Consider the following 20,914-nt stretch of genomic DNA (forward strand, 5'->3'; position numbering starts at 1 on the left):
TGATACTACGCCTTACTGGCAGGGGGAAAGTAGCTCATTGCGGACTTGTTAAATGTCTTCATTGCTTACTTTATATATAAATCCTATGTTTATTTTTATTGTTGTTTTAGATGGTGCTTAGAATCGTGTTTAAAAAAGAGTTTGTTGCTGGTTAAGGTTTTTAAGAGAATAGGGTGTTTTTAGGGGTTTGGAAAGTTAAGTATATTTGTATGGATTGTATAAATTTAGTTCTTTTAAAAAAGTTGTTTGCGTGATCGGCTACTTGGTTTATTGATAGAATTTTAAATAAAAAATAGAAATTAATATATAAATTCACGATGAAATTGTTAATTTTATTAATTATTAAGTTTAATTAACATAAACTTTATATATAAAAGTTAATATAATTTAAATAAGATAATTTATATCTTAAACTATTTATTTCATAATTATATTATCTTAAAAATTTTATTTATAAGGTGTATCTTATGAAAAAGCTTATTTCTAAGGGAAAGGTTTTAACCCTATTACTTGGGGTGGGATTTGCTTTAAATGTGAGTAGTGCAGAAAATTCAAATGTTCTTATTCAAGGAGAAGCTGCACAAGATGGCGATACTAAACCAAGAACGCTTGAGGGTTATGTGCACCAAGAAGATGCGTTTTTTAAATATCTTAAAGAACATCATCCTATGTTTAAATATGAAAAAGAAGGTCGTATAGTAGGTAAATATGCTATTAGTGATAGGGAAGAAGAATATGTAGAATTTTCTAATGGTCCTACTTTTGCACAGCAAAACAATCTAGCTCATACTTCAGTGACTTATCGTTTAGGAATGGAATCTTTTTTAGATTTTCCAAATAAATTTGTAGGTCCAAAAAAATGTGGTGAATGTCATCCTGCTCAATATAAAGCTTGGGAAAGATCACGTCATGCAAAAACCGTTCGTTTTCCTGATGAGTTTGAAGAAGTAGGAAATGATTTAAAAAAACCTATGTATAACTCACAATCTACTATTTTACCAGATGGAATTTATCCTGATGATGTCTATGCTGTAATTGGAACACCTAGAACAAAATATGGTTTTATTGATAGATGGTTGGTTCGTGGAACTTATCATGTTGAAGATGGAAATCTTAGTAATATGACAGGAAAAATTGTAGCTGGCGGCAATCAATTCTCAAGGCTTTGGAGTGAGTTTTTAACACCTGAAATGACCAAAAAAATAGCAGAATTTTCTCCAGGTTTCCCTACTACTATGGAACAATTTGGAGGTAATGGCTCTCAAGTTTGGGGAACAAATTCTTATGCAGCACAATATCGTAAAAATATGCTTTTTCAGCCTGCAAGTTCTTATTGTGAAACCTGTCATAGTTTTAAATTTGATTTTAAAAGCAAAGAAGAATTTTATAAAGCTTTAGGAAATACTCAAGAGCTTAGAAAACATACAATTTCAAAAGGTATTTCTTGTGAAGAATGTCATGGTGCAGGTGCTCATCTTTATGGTGCTAGAGGTGCAGGTATGCCATCAAACTGCGAAAGATGTCATCAAAGATTTTCTTATAATGAAGAAGATGCTAAGAAAAATCCTAGAAAACCATTTAATGCCTTCTTCAAATCTAGCTGTCCAGCTTGTGGAACTGAAGGTGCGCAAATGTATAGTTCAGCTCACTATGATAAGGGTATGAGATGTTCTACTTGCCACGATCCTCATGAGGTTACTTTCAATGATTGGAAAGATGGATATACTAAAGTAGGGCTTAAAAAAACTTGTACAGATTGTCATGACACACAAGCTAGCTTCTTTAAACAAGGAGGAATTCATTCAAAAGATAATTGTACAGCTTGTCACATGCCAAATATGATGAGTTGTGAAAACTTTGGAGCAGTTCAAAATCCCGATAAAGGTGGATTTGATAATGTTAGAGCTTCTCACATTTGGAAAATAAAAGTTGATAAAACTGCTAAAACTCTTAATCCGCCAGAAGGTAAAGAAAGATCTCCAAAAACTCCAGGATGGACCATCGCTAGAGATGATGATGGAAGATTTTTCCTTGATTTAATGTGGGCTTGTGGACGTACAAGTTTTAGTGATCCAAATTTAATGGGGTCAGGTGCAAGTGGATGTCACAGTGCGGTTCAATCAAATTTACCTAAAAAACTTCATTTTACAGATCAAGAGACTATCTACGACATTGTTGTAGGTTGGCAAAAACCTGTAAAAGATGGATATGAAAATATTCTTAAAGGCGTGAAAGAAATTGATAAAGCTATGGCTGAAAATCCTAAACTTTCTGTAGAGAAAAAATCTCGTGTTATTACTTTGGCAAATCAAGCAAGGGCTATTACAGAAAAATTGCAAAAAGATGGTTCTTGGGGTGTGCATGGTCCTGTTTACTCCAAAAAAATAGTAGATGAGGCTTTGGTTTATATACAAGAAGCTAAAAATATTTTAAAATAAAATTTTCGCCCATTTTTTGGGCGAGTTTAAGGAGTAAATTTTGAAACAAAGTTTAATAAAATTTATATTGCTTGCTGTTTTTTGTTTTTCAACCCCTTTTTTACTTGCCGACGGAAAAATTCAAATAGGTATAGTTGAAGGTGTAACTCCTATCAGCATGAAAGATGCTGAAAAACTTTTAGGGCAAAAAAATGTATATTTTGTGGATGTTAATTCCAAGGAAGAAAGAGAAGTTGCAGGTAATATACCTAATGCTGTTTTAGTTGATGCGCAAAATTGGCAAAATTTATTACCTGATGATTTTAATGCAACTTTAATTTTTTATGGGTCGAATCGTTTTACTTTTGATGCTTCTAATATTGCAAATTTAAGCCAAAAATTAGGCTATACCCATGTTTATGTTATGTTAGATGGTATAGAATCTTGGGTGCTTTCTGGAAGAAAAGTTCAAAAAGAACAAATAGAAAAATGGCAAAACGCTAAAAATTTAGATGATTTTAAAGATAGTATTCATTCAAGAATGTATTTTGGAGATGTTCCAAGTTGTAGGGATTGCCACGGAAAAGGCGAAGATAAAAAATCTATTCGCTACAATAATGCTGCAAATTTAGATCTTATCAATAAAAACTGTGCAAGTTGTCATAAAGATATAGATAAAGAATTTAAACACAGCATTCATCAAAATATCAGCCAAATACAACTTGATAAAGATGGAAAAAAGAAAAAAATTCCAACTTGTACCACTTGTCATGATATCCACAACAACGATCCGTTAATGAATGCAATGACCTTAAAACAAAGAAGTGATTTTAAATGCGGTGAATGTCATCAAGATAAACAAGATCGCTATCATGATACTTTTCATGGTAAGGCTATGGTATTAAATAGTCCCGGTAGTGCTCCAAAAATCGCAGCCTGTTATGATTGTCACGGCAAACACAATATTTTAAAAGTTGAAGATTTAAACTCAACCCTATCGTCTTTAAATCGTGTTCAAACTTGTGCACAGTGTCATCCAAATTCTAATGAAAATTTTGCCAATTTTATTGCACATGCTGATCATAGTGATGGAGAAAACTATCCTTTACTTCACGGTGCTTATATCTTTATGACCGCTTTAGTGATAGGAGTTTTTGTATTCTTTGGTTTGCATACTTTACTTTGGAGTATAAGACTGATTTTAGCAAGATTTTCACATCCTGCAGAATGGAAAAAAGCAAAAGAAAATGCACACAATGACAAGGTTTTAATCAAACGTTTTTCAACCTTCCATAAAATTCAGCATTTCTTTATGGCGGCAAGTTTCTTAGGACTTGCTTTCTCGGGTTTGCCGCAAAAATTTTATACCGCTCCTTGGGCACAAACCATGATAGATCTTATAGGCGGACCAATCGGTGCAACCATAGTACATCATATTAGTGCTATTGTTATGTTTATAGTCTTTTTCTCTCATATTGGAGAAATCATACTTGTAAACTGGAAAAGAAGAGATTTAGTGCGTGATCCACAAACAGGAAAACTTGATAAAATGAAAATTTTAAAAGCCCTTTTTGGACCTGATTCTTTAATGCCAAATTGGCAAGACTTTAAAGATATGAAAGCACATTTTAAATGGTTCTTTGGCATGGGCGAAAGACCACAATTTGACCGCTGGACTTATTGGGAAAAATTTGATTATCTAGCAGTATTTTGGGGTATGTTTGTTATAGGACTTTCAGGATTGGTTTTATGGTTCCCTACTTTCTTTAGTACCTTTTTACCAGGTTGGATGATCAATCTTTGTTCTTTAGTGCATTCTGATGAAGCTTTACTTGCAACAGGATTTATCTTTGCAATCCACTTCTTCAATACTCATTTTAGAGCAGATCGCTTCCCTATGGATATGGTAATTTTCTCAGGAACCCAAAGTGAAGCCGAGATTAAACAAGAAAGAAATGCGTATTATCAACGCCTAAAAGAAAGCGGAAAGCTTGAAAGTTTATATGAGAAAAACTCTAAATTTAATTCTTATAAAGGCATTGCTAAATTAGCAGGTTATTTGATGCTGATTACAGGAATGATCTTTTTATTCTTGATGATTTATGCTTTTATAGTGGATTTATTAAAATAATAATTGCCTAGATTTTCTAGGCAATTTTAAATGAAAGGATTTGATGTTAAAAAAACTGATTTTAGGATTTATAATATTATTATTTTGTGCTTGTAATGATGAAAAAATAGATGAAAATATTCTTTCCAAAGGAACAAAAACTACAGAACAATACAAACAAGATACAAACAATCTTGATCTCAACTCTTACAAAGAAATCGCAGAATTTTTTAAAGACAATCAAAATATTGTTTTTTCTGACAAACCTGTGCTAATTATTTTTAGTGCAAATAATTGTGTTTATTGCGATAAATTAAAACACGAAATTCAAAACAACAAAGAAGTTCAAAATATCTTAAAAAACACATATAATTCTTATTATATCAATACAAGTTATCATAAAATTCATAATTACGACAATAAAAAAACAAGCACAGAAGAACTTTCAAGAGAATTTAATATAGACGCTACGCCTACTTTGGTATTTTTTACTCCTAAACATAAAACTTTACTAATTTATCCTGGTTTTATGAGTGCTAAACGCCTTGCTTTGACTATGGAAATTTTAAAAGATGAAAAAAATCAAAAGCTTAATGAAGATGAGCTTTTTAAAACACTTTTTCTAGCATACAAGGAGAAAAATGTTTAAGAAAATCTTTTTTTCCTTTTGGATGAGTCTTATTTTACTTTTTATCTATGCTCTTTCTTGTGCAGTAGCGACTTTTGTCGAAAATGATTTTGGCACAAATGCTGCTAAAGCCTTAGTTTATAATGCTTTATGGTTTGATATCTTACACCTTTTGCTTTTAATCAATCTTATAGGTATTATTTTTATACACAAACTTTTACAAAGAAAAAAATATGCTTCCTTGCTCTTGCATAGTGCTTTTATAGTAATTTTACTTGGCGCTGCAATCACGCGTTATTTTGGCATAGAAGGAGGTATGCACATTAGAGAAGGACAAAGTTCTGATATCATTGTGACAAGAGATGAATTTATAGCCTTAATGCTTTATAATGATGAAGGTAAGGTTATAGAATATCAATCCTTTGGAGTAGCTTTTAATCCTTTACTCCATAATAGTTTTGAAAAAAAAGTTTCCATGCAGCAAAATAAAACTATAAATTTAAAACTACTTGATTATGAAAAAGCTCCTAATGCAATGAGCAATCCTATCATCAAAATGCAAATTTCTTTTAATAATGAAAGCAAAGAAATTTTACTCACTCCAAATTACAACAATGAAAATGTTTTACCTTTTAGATTAGGAGGTGAAATTTTTGCACTCAACTGGGGTCCTGAAGAGATTAAACTGCCTTTTTCTTTGGCTTTAAAAGATTTTATCCTTGATCGCTACGCAGGTTCTATGAGTCCTTCTTCTTATGCTTCAGATATCGAAGTGATCGATCAAGATAAAAGTTTTGAGTATAAAATTTTTATGAATAATGTTTTAGATTATGGCGGATATAGATTTTTTCAAAGTTCTTATGATCAAGACGAACAAGGCACCATACTTTCAGTCAATAAAGATCCTGGAAAAATTCCAACCTATATAGGCTATACTTTGCTGACTTTAGGTTTTTTATGGATTTTATTTGCTAAAAACTCAAGATTTCAAAAATTATCAAACTATCTTAAAAATCAAAAAAATCTTTTATTAATTCTTTTTTGTCTTTTTGCTTTTAACATAAAAAGTTTTGCCGATGAAAATACCTTAAAGCTTATACAAAATATCAAAGAAAATTCTGCGAAACATTCTATGCTTTTTGGAAGCTTACTTGTGCAAGACTTTGATGGCAGGATAAAACCTATCGATACTTTAGCGATGAATTACATCCATAAGATTACCAAAAAAAATGATTTTTTAGGTTTAAACTATAATCAAATTTTTCTTGGTATGATGATGTATCCACAACATTTCAGACAAATAAAAATGATTAGCGTAAAAACTGCAAAGCTAAAAGAAATTTTAGGTGTAGATAAAAATGAAAAATATCTTGCTTATGATGATGTTTTTGATGGAGATTTTTACAAACTTTCAAACTATATAGAAGAAGCAAATCGCAAAAAACCTGCTCTAAGAGATCAGTTTGATAAAGATATTTTAGCTCTTGATGAAAAAATCAACACCGCTTTTTATATCTATAGCGGAGAAATTTTTAGAATATTTCCTGATCCAAGCCAAAAAACCTATACTTGGTATTCTCCTGCTACACCTATGCCTTTTGATTTAAAGGATATAGAAAATATACAAAGCTTATTGGCAAAATATTTTTTTGATTTTGAACAAGCTCTTAGTACCAAAGATTTTTCTAAAGCCGATGAAAGTTTAGAAAGACTTAAAAATTTCCAAAATTTTTATGGATCAAATCTTATCCCTACACCTACTCAAATTTCTTTAGAGCTTTTTTTAAATCATTATAATATTTTTGACAATCTCACCCCTATTTATCTTTTACTAGGTAGTATGCTTTTTATCTTATTAGTCTATGAAATTTTAAGCCTTAAAAAAGCTCCAAAAATGCTTAAAAATGCCATTTTTATTCTCATTGCTTTAAGTGTTTTGGCTCATGCTTTAGCTTTAATCTTTCGTTGGTATGTAGGAGATCACGCTCCTTGGAGTAATGCTTATGAAAGTATGGTTTATATAGCTTTTGCTTGTGCTTTTGCGGGACTTGTTTTTTATAAAAGATCTTCTTTAGCACTTTGTACTGCAAGTATTATGGCTGGAATTTCTCTTTTTGTAGCACATCTTGGTTTTATGGATCCACAAATTACAAATCTTGTGCCCGTTTTAAAATCCTATTGGCTTAATATCCATGTTTCTATCATCACTGCAAGCTATGGATTTTTAGGACTTTGCTTTTTGCTTGGAGTATTTAGCTTGATTTTATTTATGTTAAGAAATCCAAAAAAAGCTCAAATAGATCAAAGTATTTTAAACTTACATTGTATCAACGAAATGGCGATGATAATAGGACTTGCTTTACTCACTATAGGAAATTTCTTAGGTGGAGTTTGGGCAAACGAAAGCTGGGGAAGATACTGGGGTTGGGATTCTAAAGAAACTTGGGCTTTAATTTCTATTATTGTTTATACTATGATTTTACATCTTAGATTTATCTCAAAATTTAACAATCCTTACGCCTTTGCAAGTGCGAGTGTTATAGGATTTTATTCTATTTTGATGACTTATTTTGGGGTAAATTTCTATCTTTCAGGATTGCATTCTTATGCAGCAGGAGATCCTGTGCCTGTGCCTAAATTTTTATATTTTTTCATTGCTTTTACAGTGATTTTAATTTTAGGAGCATTTTTTAAAAGAAAACTTAAAAGTCCTGCATAAATTTACCCTTGAAATTTCAAGGGTAAATAAGAAGTTAGAATTCTTTTCTTGTATCCATAGAGCCTATGATTTTTCCAGTTTTTGGATCGACCATGATAGCATTTACATCACCCATATAAGGTTCTTTTGTGATTTTATAGCCCATTTTTTCAAGATTGTTTTGCACATCTTTGATGATTCCAAAAGGCTCTGTTCTGATTTCATCAGGTAGCCACTGCATGTGAAATCTTGGAGATTCTACCGCTGTTGATATATCCATTTTATGATCGATCACATTTGAAATCACTTGTAAAACTGTCGTGATGATCCTAGAACCACCTGGGCTACCTACTACCATAAATACTTTTCCATCTTTTAGTATGATAGTTGGACTCATAGAGCTTAAAGGTCTTTTTTTAGGTTCTATAGCATTAGCTTCTCCGCCTACAAGTCCGTATAAATTTGGCACCCCTGGTTTGATTGAAAAATCATCCATTTCATCATTGAGTAAAAACCCTGCCCCTTCAATCGCAGCACCTGAACCATAACTCGCATTGATAGTATAGGTAATGCTTACAGCATTGCCTTTGCTATCTAGCACAGAATAATGAGTGGTATTATGTCCTTCGTGAATTTGTCCTAAACCAGGTTTTACTTTTGAGCTTGGTAAAGCCTTGTCTTTTGGAATTTTTGCATAAATTTCTTTGGCGTATTCTTTGCTTGTAAGTTTATCAAGTGGGATTTTTACAAAATCAGGATCACCCATGTATTCTGATCTATCCGCATAAGCTTGACGCATAGCTTCAGCCATTATGTGTAAAGTTTTAGAGCTTGCAAAGCCTAAATTTTCTATATTGGCATTTTCCATGATATTTAAAATTTCGATGATATGAGCACCCCCACTGCTAGGTGGCGACATGGAAATGATATCATAACCCCTATAAGTGCCTTCTACAGGTTTTCTCCAAATAGCTTGGTATTGTGCTAGATCTTCTTTAGTGATAATGCCTTTGTTTTTAGCCATATCCGTTGCTATTAAATCAGCGATTTTTCCCTTATAAAAAGCATCAGGACCTTCTTTTGCGATAAGTTTTAAAGTTTTTGCTAGATCTTTTTGGACAAATAAATCCCCGCTTTTATAAGTGCTGCCATCTTTTTTAAGGAAATATTTGCTTGAACTAGGAAATTCTTTAAACATATCTTTAGCTTCTAGCATGGTTTGTTCTTGTCTATCGTTGATGAGATAACCTTTTTCAGCTAGTTTTATAGCAGGAGCCATCAAGTCTTTTAGTTTCATAGTGCCGTAGCGATCAAGCATAGCACTCATACCTTTAACCGTTCCTGGTACTCCAGCAGCTAGATAACCTATAGTTGAAGCATCTTTTATAACTTCTCCTTTGCTATCAAGATACATATTTCTGCTTGCTTTTAAAGGTGCCATTTCTCTAAAATCAAGCGTGGTATTTTCTCCATTGGCTAGATGAATGACTGCAAAGCCACCACCACCTATGTTTCCTGCTGCAGGATGCACTACAGCCAAAGCATAACCTACAGCTACAGCTGCATCTATGGCATTTCCGCCTTTATCAAGAACTTCTTTGCCTATTTTATTGGCTAGTTCATGACTTGATAAAACAAGTCCTGTGCCCGTTCTATCTTGTATAGGTGGATTAGCTGCACCAAAACTTAGCGTGATTGAAATCGCAAATATAGCTAAATAACGCATTTTACTCCTTTTTAATGATATATAGAATTATTGTAACAAAACTAGGGGTATTGATAAATTTAAAAAATGATATATTTTTATAAAAATATTTAAAATTTTAAAATTTTGTATCAAATATTCTCATTTTATATAATTATTTTTTTATAAAATTACAAAAAGTAACTTTTAAATTTTATACCAAACTTGAGATTTTTTTGCTAAAATATTTAAAATTTATTGAAAGTGCAATATGAAATTTGAAGCTATAAATGAAAAAGAATTTTTAAATCCCTACCACCGCAAAAAGCCTATCTTAGAAACAGAACTAAACGAATTTATCAAAACTTTAAAAGACTACAAAATAAATTTAGAAAACAATCTCAAAAACAACGAAGATTCCCTTGTGGCAAACGCTCTTAGCAAATTTTTTGAAAATTTATCTTTTCAATGCGAAGTCAAAAGCATACACAAAGGCAACAGCGGTATAGACTTAGCCTTAAAAAAAGATGGTCTTACTCAAGTCATCATCGAAGCAAAACTGCCTAATTCTAGGGAATTTTTTAGCCCAAGCAAACCCAACTGCAAGGCTTTGCATGAGTGCATTTTATACTATCTTCGCGAAAGAAAAGCGTTAAATTCATCGCTTAAGCACATCATCATCACGGATTTTTATAGCTTTTTTATCTTTAAGGCGGATTTGTTTGAAGAGCTTTTTAACAAAAACAAGTATTTTAAAGAAGCTTTTGAAAATTTTGAAAGCAAAAACTCGCTTTTTAAAGGCAATACCGATGAAATTTATCAAGAATTTGAAAAGATTTTAAATGGCGATAGCACTTTAAAAGGGCTTTTTGTGGATTTAAAACCTATCTTAGAACAAGATAAGTTAAGCTTTAGTAAGCTTAAGCCTTTGTTTAAAATTTTTAGCAAAGATTGTTTGCTAGGTGAGTTTAACCCTAACGATGCAAATTCACTCAACAATGCTTTTTACAAAGAGCTTTTATATATCTTAGGGCTTTATGAGAGTAAACAAAACTCAAAACTCATCATCGTAAAAAGCGAAGAAAGCAAAGAAGAGCAAGGAACTTTCTACACCGCTATAAACTCTAAGCTTAAAGAAGAAAATTTTGAAACCATCTTAAAACTTTTGATCTTATGGCTTAATCGAATTTTGTTTTTAAAGCTTATAGAGTCAAATTTGGTGCGTTTTAATGATGATAAAAATTTGAAATTTTTAAATTTCAAAAAAATCCCTGATTTTGACAAGCTTAGTGAACTTTTCTTTGAAGTTTTAGCCAAAGAAAAAAGCACAAGAAAGAAAAGCGAATTTGCTTATCTGCCTTATTTAAATTCTTCTTTGTTTGAAAAACAAAGCATAGAAAACACACTTGAAATTTCAAGCTTAAGCAATGACTTAAAGCTTTTTTACTATAAAAACACCGTGTTAAAAGATGATAAATGCAAGGCTAAAAAAGGACAAGTGGGGCTTTTGGAATACTTGTTTGAATTTTTGGATAGCTTTGATTTTGGTAGCGATGATGAGCAAAGCGAAATTTTAAGTCAAAAAGAACTCATAAGCTCAAGCGTTTTAGGAAATGTGTTTGAAAAACTCAATGGCTACAAAGAAGGGAGCTTTTACACGCCAAGCTTTATCACTTCTTATATGTGTAAAGAAAGCATCACAAAAGTTGTGCTTGATAAATTCAACGCTCAATTTGATCTTGATGCTAAAAATATAAGCGTACTAAGAAAGTCTTTAAGAAAAGAAGACAAAAAAGCACAAAAAGAGCTTTTAAACTCTATAAAAATTTGCGATCCTGCAGTAGGAAGCGGGCATTTTTTGGTTTCTGCTTTAAATGTTATGCTAAGCATTTATGATGAGCTAAATCTTTTTGATGAAGAGTTTTACCTAGAAGTGCAAAACGATGAAATTCTCATCACGGGTAGAAAAGGCGAGTTTATAGAGTATAAACGCCCAAGTACGCCTAAAGATAAAGCCCATCTTATCCAGCAAGAACTTTTTCATACCAAAAAAGACATCATAGAAAACAATCTTTTTGGTGTCGATATCAATCCCAACTCTTGCGAGATCACCAAGCTAAGGCTTTGGATAGAGCTTTTAAAACATAGTTTTTATCAAAGCTTTGATGATGAAACTTATCACGATCTTAAAACATTGCCAAACATCGATATAAACATAAAATGCGGAAATTCTTTGGTATCTTACTTTGAAACAGGCAAAAGTCTAAGCCACTACCCTAACATCAAAGAACGTATGAGCAAATATAAACGCATAGTAAAAGACTATAAAGAAGGCTTTTACACAGATAAAAATCTCATTGCCAAGGAAATAAAAAATCTCCAAGAAAGCTTTAAAAATTTTTGTTTGAAAGATAAATTTAACAAAGAGATCAAACAGCTCACAAATGGGGCAAACGAGTATTCTAAAAAATACGGCGATTTTTTAGCCAATGAACATCACGATGAAAAATTTAAAAGCTTTTTTTCTAAAAATATGTTTGAATTCAGTTTTGATGAAAAAGTAGCAAGAAAAGAATTTAAAAATCTTTTAGAGCTTTATGAGCGTATTTTCGAACTAGAAAAATCACATCCTTTTGAATGGCGTTTTGAATTCCCTGAAATTTTGGACGATGATGGAAATTTCAAAGGCTTTGATCTCATCATCGGCAATCCGCCTTATATAAGACAAGAAGAGCTTAAAGAACTCAAGCCTCATTTAGCTAAAAATTATAAGGTTTATAAAGGCACGAGCGATATTTATACTTATTTTTATGAACTAGGATTTAATGTTTTAAAAGATAGGGGGGGGGTATTGAGCTATATCACTTCTAACAAATACACGCGTGCAGGATATGGGGAAGCTTTGCGTGAATTTTTGCTTAAAAATGTTAAGTTTTTAGAATACACTGATTTAAACGGCATAAAAGTTTTTGATAGTGCTACAGTGGATACTTCCATACTTTGTTTTGAAAAATCAAAAAGCAAAGATAATAAATTCAAATACCTTGCCCTAAGCAATGAAATTTTAAAAACTTGTGCTTATGACATTGGCTTATATAAGGACTATGCAGAATTTTCACAAAATTCTTTAAGCAAAGAAAGCTTCACTTTTAGCGATGAGAATACCAGTGCCTTAAAGGCCAAGATAGAACGCATAGGAACTCCGCTTAAAGAATGGTATGGGCTTAATATATATCGTGGAATTTTAACAGGCTATAATGAAGCCTTTATCATCACTACTGAAAAAAGAAATGAAATTTTAGCAAATTGCAAAGATGAAGCCGAAAAAGAACGCACCGCTAAACTCATACGCAAAATGCTACGCGGTAGAGATATAAAAAGATATAGTTACGAGTGGGCAGGACTTTGGGTGATAGGAACTTTTCCAAGTTTAAAAATCGATATAGAACAATATCCTGCTTTAAAGCAATATTTATCTCAATTTTTACCACGCATAGAACAAAGCGGAGAAAAAGGTTGTAGAAAGAAAACTAGCAATAAATGGTTTGAAACTCAAGACAATATCGCTTATTATGAAGAATTTGAAAGGGAAAAGATAGTGTATCCAAATATGAATAAGGAATTTATAGCGTTTTTTGACAATGAATTCTTTTTGTTAAATCAAAAATGTTTCATCTTATCTCATCAATCAAATAATAAAAAAGAATTATTATATTTAACGGCATTGCTAAATTCTAACGTTAATTTTTATTATTTTAAGCAAATTGGAGCGAAATTAGGTGTTAGTGGTTATGAAATGAGTAAAATATTTGTAGAAAAACTTCCTATACCAAAAATAAATTCTAAAAATGAAAAATTAGCCGATGAGCTTATAAATTTAGTCGATGAAATTCTAAAAGCCAAAGAACAAGCCAAAGAACAAGCCAAAGAACAAGCCAAAGAACAAGACAAAAACACAAACACCCAAGAACTAGAAAACAAAATCAATTCTTTGGTTTATAAACTCTATAACTTAACCGAAGATGAGATAAAAATCATAGAAGGGAAATAATGGAAGAATTTGACAAAGAACAAGCAATAGCAGACATAGCTGAAAAACTAAATATACAAAAAGATAAAATATCATATATAGAATATTCTGATTTATTCCAAATAAATGATTGCGTTATACCTGCTGTTATTGCTGATAATATTAAAGTTTTCCAAGAATATAATTTGTATTTTTATAGATGTACAATACCAAATTTAATTTTAGAAATTACAATAAAATCTTTAGAATTTAAAATGTGTTGTTTTGAAAGCAGTTTTATAATAAGAAATAATTTTGATGGATATATTTCAATTCAAGATAGTATTTTTGAACAAGATTTTGGTATTTTTTGGGTAAAAAAAGAAATATATAAAATAAATGTTTGTAAAAATATTTTTAAAGATGTAAGTATTTTTGAAAATAAAATTTTAAATTTTAAATTCGAAGAAAATACTATACAAAATATTAGTGTAAGTAATAATTTATTTAGCAAAGAAGCTTATTTTAATTATAATAGCTTTAGTAATGAGTGTATATTTTTTAAAAATTCATTTGAAAATTTATCTTTTTATGAAGCAAAATTTAATTCTTTTGTATTTTTTCAAAATACTATAAAAGGCAGTTTAAATGCTGTCAATGCAAATTTAAATTTTGATTTTGAAAATTTAGAAAATAAAATCAATGAACAATATAAAGAAATTAATAAAAATAAAAAAGAAGAAGATCAAAAATCCTTAGATAAATTTGCAAATGATTTTAGAGATTCTTTTAGGATTTTTAAAAATGCTTTGATAAAAGATAATAATCTTTTAGACGCTTCAAATTTTCATAAATACGAGCTTTATTGTAAAGAAATAGAATTAAAAAATAAAAAAGGCAAAACATTTAAAGATGTGGTGGATAGATGGCAACTTATCTTTTATTGCAAGCTTTGTGATCATCATACGGATATTTTACAAAGTTTAAATTCACTTATTTTGGTAATAGGGATTTTTGTGATATCAAGCGTTGCGATGGTTGTTGGTTTTAACTATAGTCTTGGATATAAGCCTATTTTGGAGCATTGGTATTTTTCATTGGATTTTTATAATCATCATATAAATTCTATCATACAGGATAATTATTTGTTTGTGGCAACAGTAAATCTTGTAATGCTTTTTGGTTATTTGATTTTAGTTGGATTTGCTTTATGTCTAAAATATATGAGAGAATTTTTTATAATCATATCTTATGTGATAACTCTTTTGGTTCTAGCGGTTTCACCAAAAATTCTTATCCCCGCTATGGGAATTTTTACAGATAAAAGAGCTATGTTAGATCCGCTTAGTGTGTTTGGTGGAATTTATACAATCGTTTTTGGTTTTGTTGCATTTTCTTTTATAAAGACAATTAGGAAAAATTCCATAGTGCCAAGTTAAAAAAGATAGAAAGGATTAAATGATGAAAGAAACACTTGAAAAAATACTTAATACCTTAGAAAAATGTTGCGAAAAAACACATCAAAATCATAAGAGTGAAAGTGATGGCAAAGAAACTGCTGATATCAAAGAGGAATTGTCCAAAGTTTTATCTATAGATAAACGATATATATTTATTCTAGATGCTAAGGATACAGAACAAGAAGCAATAAAAAAAATAAAAGAAAAAGAAGACTTTAGGCAAAGGGATGATTTATTTTCTAGTGATGAAAAATGGTATTTGGTTTGCAAGGCAACACTAGACTTATCTTCATTATGTGATAATATGAACAATGCTATTGCCCAGTGTAATATTATTTTTAGCGAATGTAATATTAGCTTAAATGACAAGCAATCAGAGAATAATCGCATTGTTAAAACCAAATTATACTTTTACAATTGTACTTTTGAAAAAACATTAAATTTGAAAAATATTATTTTTGAAAAAACATTAACTTTTAATCAGTGTAAATTTAAAAGAAAAATACGTATGTATAGTAATATTTTTTCAAGCCATTTAGTTTTTCGAGATTGCCATGATAATCAAGATAAAAAAATCACATCCTTAGATTTACAAGAAAACAAATTTGAAGGATATCTTTTTATAAAAAACTGTGCTATAGAAAAAATAAATTTGTGGAAAAATAAATTTAAAAATAGATGTTATTTTATGGATTCTGTTTTTGGAAACAAAAACAATGAAAATATTAAATTAAATTTTTCAAATGCCCATTTTGAAGATAATGCTTATTTTAATAATTCTGAATTTTATAGTTATGCTGATTTTCACGAATGCGAATTTGAAAAAATAGCTTGTTTTTATGGAGTAAAGCTTCATAAGATTCCAAATTTCAGTGCTTGTTATTTTAAAGAGCAAAAAGCTGCAAATTTAATCAATGTTGATATAGATAAGCTAGATTTTAAATCAGTGGAGAAATATATAGAAGATAATTATCAAGATGAGACGTGTGAAAATAAACAAGAAATAACAGAAGAACAGCGTGATAATAATTGTAAATTAAAATGTGCCAAACATTTAAAAGATTCTTTCAGAGTCATAAAAGATGTTTTAATCACTCAAAATAATACCTTAGAAGCTCAAGAATGGCACAAGTTAGAGCTTTATGCGAAAGAGAGAGAATTGTTATTTGAAGTAGAAAGTTGTTATAAAGAGAAGAATAAGCCGTTTATTGCTGCTAAATCAGAAGATAAAAATTCTATTAATCTTACTTTTAGTGTATTGTTATTGTGGATTTACAGGGTTACAAGTCTTCATCACACAAATTTGCCTAGAATTATTAATTTTACTAGTTTAAATATTGTTGTGTTTGGTTTGTTGGTTTGCTTGATTACTTACTTAAGTTATCACATTGATAAACAAACTAATTTTTGGTTTCTTGGAGCGTTTCTTCTTCCTATTTTGGTTATAACAATTGTGCATCTAGGATTTAAAAAACAAAAGATAAAAAATATAAAATTAATCTCATTTACTTTTTTATCATTTTTAATAGCTTTGTTATTAATACAATACACAACTTTATTGAATTCATTTAGTGATATTATATTTGCGTTGCTCTTTTATTGTTTGTTGGTGATTGTTTTGATTTATTTGTATCCTTGTATAAACTCAATTTCTTTTATATCTTATTGTTTTCATTGGCTTGTTTATTTCTTTTTGGTTATGGTTGTTGTTATAAAACCACAACTCATAAATCCTTTTGCAGGAATTTTTTCATCAGATAAGCTTTATGAAAGTCAATTTGAAAAAAGTTTAAATGATTTAAATGTTAGTGCTATTGTAAATCTAGCAAGCATATTGCAAAATGATTTTAATCTCTATTTAAAAGATCAAAACATTTCTTTTACAGAGTTAAATTCAGCTAAAACTCTGATAATGGCAAATAAAGAAAAATTAAAAGAAATTTTGAAAGTATATGATGATAAATATGAAAGTGATTATAAAAATGTTTTAAATGAGTTAGAAAATAACACATCAAATTTAAAAAATATTATAGAAGAGATAGACAATAAAAACAACAATAGCGTTGTATCTGTTCAACTCAATCAAATTTTAAAATTAAATTTTATTCAAGGAATAGATATTTTATGTATCATAAAAAGATTTTTTTCTATATCTGAAAAACTATCACCTGAGCAAATGGCTCTTTTTGAACAAAAAGATAGTCAGGATAGGTTAAAAAGTGTTTTGGCTCTTTTGAAATTTAAATCAAGTTTTGAAGGGATTTTGGAAGTGATAAATCAAGATGAAATTATCCAAAACGCCATAAAATCCACTAGTGTTTTATATAGCATTATACTTTTGCTTTGTATATTCTCACTCCAAAAAACCGCACGAAAAAATTCCATAGTGCCAAGTTAAAATGATGTAATAAAAAAATGAAAGGTTAAAAATGACAAATACACAAATCAATGACAAGATTTTAGAACTAGCTAATTATTTAAAAATAGACAATAAATGTGTTGCCCATAATGCTAGATTACAATCCATACAAATCAATGGTGCTGTTATAAAGAATTTTAGTTTTAAATTATTTAATGAGTATAAATTATCATTTTTCAATTGCAAATTTTTATGTGAAATAAACGAAGCTCCTGGTTTTTTCGAGATAGAAAATCCAGTTTATATCTATGGTTGTACTTTTGAAGAAAATGTTATTTCATATAATATCAAATTTAAAAGCAATGTGGTTATAGCTTATTGTCGTTTTAATAAAAATTTTTATTTTGAGGCAAATACATTTTGTAATTCGTCTAATTTTGAAAGAAATTTTTATAATTATGCTAGTTTCAAAAAAAGCCATTTTGAAAAAAATGTAACTTTTTATAATTCTACTTTTAAAGGTTTAGATTTTTCACAAGCAATTTTCAATGAAAATTTAAATATAGTTAATACAAAATTAAATTTTACTTTTTCTAATTTAGAAGAAAAAATTGAACAAGAATATGAAGAGTTTAATAAAAATAAAAAAGAAGAAGATCAAAAATCCTTAGATAAATTTGCAAATGATTTTAGAGATTCTTTTAGGACTTTTAAAAGTGCTTTGATAAAAGATAACAATGCCTTAGATGCTTCAAATTTTCATAAATACGAGCTTTATTGTAAAGAGATAGAGCTAAAACAAAATTGGGATAAAAAAGGTGAGAATGTAAAAAATACGACAGATTTAGAAAAAAATGTTTCGAGAATTCGGGATTTTGTGGATTTTTTACTTTTAGGATTTTATAGAAAGCTTTGTGATCATCATACAGACTTTTTAAAGGTTTTTAATAATCTTATATTATTAATTGCTTTGTATGCTTTGTTTGTTTTTGGTTTTACTTGGCTTCACGATGATAAACTAGAAGATACAAGAGCGATTTTAACTTTATTTGGATTTTTTGATAAATTTAGGCTTTATTTTGATATCATAAGTGCTATTTTTGTAGTTTTTGGATGTGGTTTTTTTGTTTGTAAATTAGATTCATATGAAAAGAAAAACAATGTTTCAAAAAAACAAAACATAAATTTTATATATATCATTGGTGATTTTTTGAATTTGATTAAAAGCTTATTGTTCGCATCCTTTATCCCTTGTGTTTTTTATGTGTTATTTTCATTATTTGGATTTTTTTTAAATTTAGGTAAAGACTTTGGATATTCATTACTTATAAATACTTTGTTTGTTAGTTTATATATTTGTTTAGTTTATACCAAATCTTTGTTTTTTGGTAGATATGTGGTGCTTATCTTTTCATATATAGTATTTATTATAATGCTCATAAAACAACCTAATGTAATTCACCCTTTAATAGGAAAAATCGCAAACGAATCTGATAAATTTTTTAATTACCCAAGCTTAATAGTGCTAAACATACTATATACCATACTTTTAGCTTTAGTCCTTTTCTCACTCCAAAAAACCGCACGAAAAAATTCCATAGTGCCAAGCTAAGCCTTAAAGCTTAGCTTGAATTTTATCATCAATCTTTTAAGTAGTATTCTATAGTAGAAACCACTCTTATGGTTTTGATGTAAGGGGTATTTTTATCCCTGTTGCTGATGCTAAATTGCCCTTGAGAAGCCTTTTTTATCTTGCCTAGATGGCTGTTTGAATCTTGTGCGAATTTTATCGCTGCATTTCTAGCATTGAGCGTTGCTTCTTCTATCATTTGAGGTTTTATATCATTTAGCTTGGTGTAAAGGTATTCTATGTCATAATTATCGATTTTCGTTACTATGCCAAATTTTGCAAGACTTGAAATGTTTTCTAGTATGCTTTTTCCAAGCTTTACATTTTGCGTGTAGATGAGTAAATTCGCAGTGCCTATGTATCGGTATGTAGCTTGAGTGTCGTTGCCATAAGGATCGCTTAAACGATCTATGATATTTGGCGAGTTGTAGCTGATCTCATCTTCTTTTACGCCTTGTTCTTTTAAAAATTTGATGATATTTTCTTTATCTTGTTCTAGTTCTTCGTATAAATTTGTAAGATTATTGTTTGATCTTGTGAATTTTATAGGAAGTATCAAAGTATCTGCTTCGACTTCTTTTTGGCTTAAACCCTTTACACTTACACTTCTTTCAAGAGTTTTAAAATCACTTAAAGCCTTGTTAAATCCAAAAGCTAGAATCAAACTTGCCAAAACTATGGCTAAAGCCATAAAGATATTATTTGTTTTCATTTTTTCTCCTAGTTAAAAAATACACTCCATTAGCAACCAACACACAAGCACACATTACAAAAGCAAGGATTATCGGCGTATTTGCGTTAATAGCCCCAACCACGAAGGAGATAAAACCTGCAAAACCAAATTGCACCGTTCCAAGCACCGCAGAAGCAGTTCCGCTATGTTCTTTAAACCTTGCCATAGCCAAAGTCGTGGTATTGGGTGCGATGAAGCCAAGCATAGCGATACTTGTAAAAATACTAAGTTCAAAAAGCAGGAAATTTGGATGAAAAAAGGCATTTACAAGTAAAATCACAGTCGATATAAACATTATTATCAAAGCTTTTGCCAAAATTTTTTCGCTTTCGTATTTTAAAACCAATCTCGCATTTATATTTGCACAGATGACAAAACCTAAAGCATTTGCCCCAAAAAGCAAGGCAAATTTTTGCTCACTTAAGCCAAAAAACTGCGTAAAAACAAAGCTTGATCCTGTGATATAAGCAAACATCGCCGCCAAAGCAAAAGAAGCACATAGTATATAAACCAAAAAGCGTTTATCGCTTAAAACAAATTTGTAGCTTTTCATCGCTTCATGATGGGAAAATTTTTTGTTTTTAAGATGAGGTGCGGACTCTTTTAAGCCAAAAAGTATCATCAAAAAAAGCAAAATTCCCAAAGCAAACAAAGTCGCAAAAATACTATGCCATGAAAAATACTCTAGCAAAATTCCCCCAAAAGTTGGCGAAAGCATAGGAGCAAGAGAACTAAAAACCATCATCAAAGCAAAAATTCCTGCAGCTTCTTTGATCTCAAACAAGTCATTGACAATAGCCCTTGCGATAACCACACCTGCACATCCCCCAAGTGCTTCAAAAAATCTCAAAGCGATAAAAGCATAAATATCATCGATAATCACACAAAACAAACTCGAAATGATGAAGAAAAATATCCCCACCAAAGCTGGAATTTTACGCCCAAAAATATCACTTAAAGGCCCATATATAAGCTGTCCTAAAGCAAAAGCGATAAAAAAACTTGCGATACTAAGTTGGGTTAAAAAAGAATTAGTTTGAAAACTTTGCTCCACATGAGAAAGTGCAGGCAAATACATATCTGTAGAAAGTGGTGCTATGCTTGACATCAAAGCAAGGATAATGATAAGTTTAAATTTGGCAAAGCCGTGAATTTTGGTGTGTTTTTGCATTTGTAATCCTAATTA

The 20,914-nt window shown here is 30.0% G+C and carries 11 protein-coding genes; 8 read left to right on the top strand and 3 right to left on the bottom strand.

The genetic code is table 11. The features are described 5' to 3' along the window. The first annotated feature begins 467 nt into the window (after positions 1-467). Genes AJ939_RS08470 through ccsA form a run of 4 tightly spaced genes read left to right on the top strand, consistent with a single transcriptional unit; the run spans position 468 to position 7,874 of the window. Entirely contained in the window at positions 468-2,438 is a 1,971-nt protein-coding gene (locus tag AJ939_RS08470; protein ID WP_070276091.1) for a cytochrome c3 family protein, read from the top strand. A 40-nt stretch (positions 2,439-2,478) separates the two neighbouring features. Further along, positions 2,479-4,548: a rhodanese-like domain-containing protein gene (locus AJ939_RS08475; RefSeq protein WP_002860875.1), complete on the top strand. Its 2,070-nt coding sequence runs from the start codon at positions 2,479-2,481 to the stop codon at positions 4,546-4,548. Positions 4,549-4,591: 43 nt separating this feature from the next. Then, a complete protein-coding gene (locus tag AJ939_RS08480; RefSeq protein ID WP_002854502.1) occupies positions 4,592-5,176 on the top strand; it encodes a SoxW family protein in 585 nt (194 codons plus the stop codon). Continuing rightward, positions 5,169-7,874: a cytochrome c biogenesis protein CcsA gene (ccsA, locus tag AJ939_RS08485; RefSeq protein ID WP_070276092.1), complete on the top strand. Its 2,706-nt coding sequence runs from the start codon at positions 5,169-5,171 to the stop codon at positions 7,872-7,874. The genes AJ939_RS08480 and ccsA overlap by 8 nt, the downstream gene beginning before the upstream one ends. A gap of 34 nt (positions 7,875-7,908) precedes the next feature. Here the strand turns inward: ccsA and ggt are convergent, their stop codons facing one another. Continuing rightward, positions 7,909-9,579: a gamma-glutamyltransferase gene (gene ggt, locus AJ939_RS08490; protein WP_070276093.1), complete on the bottom strand. Its 1,671-nt coding sequence runs from the start codon at positions 9,577-9,579 to the stop codon at positions 7,909-7,911. Between the two features lie 229 nt (positions 9,580-9,808). Here ggt and AJ939_RS08495 point away from each other — a divergent pair, with 229 nt between their 5' ends. From AJ939_RS08495 to AJ939_RS08510, 4 genes are read left to right on the top strand one after another with little or no spacing between them, the layout of a single operon-like run. Further along, the gene (locus tag AJ939_RS08495) at positions 9,809-13,588 is read left to right on the top strand and encodes a class I SAM-dependent DNA methyltransferase (protein WP_070283448.1); all 3,780 of its coding nucleotides are present in this window, start codon (positions 9,809-9,811) and stop codon (positions 13,586-13,588) included. Beyond that, positions 13,588-14,985 (top strand): hypothetical protein, encoded by a 1,398-nt coding sequence (locus AJ939_RS08500; RefSeq protein ID WP_070276094.1) that lies wholly within the window; start codon positions 13,588-13,590, stop codon positions 14,983-14,985. The genes AJ939_RS08495 and AJ939_RS08500 overlap by 1 nt, the downstream gene beginning before the upstream one ends. Before the next feature lie 19 nt (positions 14,986-15,004). Beyond that, a complete protein-coding gene (locus AJ939_RS08505) occupies positions 15,005-17,404 on the top strand; it encodes a hypothetical protein (protein WP_070276095.1) in 2,400 nt (799 codons plus the stop codon). Between the two features lie 31 nt (positions 17,405-17,435). Next, positions 17,436-18,977: a pentapeptide repeat-containing protein gene (locus AJ939_RS08510; RefSeq protein ID WP_070276096.1), complete on the top strand. Its 1,542-nt coding sequence runs from the start codon at positions 17,436-17,438 to the stop codon at positions 18,975-18,977. A gap of 28 nt (positions 18,978-19,005) precedes the next feature. Here the strand turns inward: AJ939_RS08510 and AJ939_RS08515 are convergent, their stop codons facing one another. After that, a complete protein-coding gene (locus tag AJ939_RS08515; RefSeq protein ID WP_002868973.1) occupies positions 19,006-19,707 on the bottom strand; it encodes an SIMPL domain-containing protein in 702 nt (233 codons plus the stop codon). Next, complete coding sequence (locus AJ939_RS08520) at positions 19,694-20,899, bottom strand: multidrug effflux MFS transporter (protein ID WP_070276097.1); 1,206 nt, start codon at positions 20,897-20,899, stop codon at positions 19,694-19,696. Before AJ939_RS08520 ends, AJ939_RS08515 begins: the two co-directional genes overlap by 14 nt. Positions 20,900-20,914 lie beyond the last annotated feature (15 nt).

Origin of the sequence: Campylobacter sp. BCW_6889, assembly GCF_001762535.1 — a bacterium.
Taxonomy (GTDB): domain Bacteria; phylum Campylobacterota; class Campylobacteria; order Campylobacterales; family Campylobacteraceae; genus Campylobacter_D; species Campylobacter_D jejuni.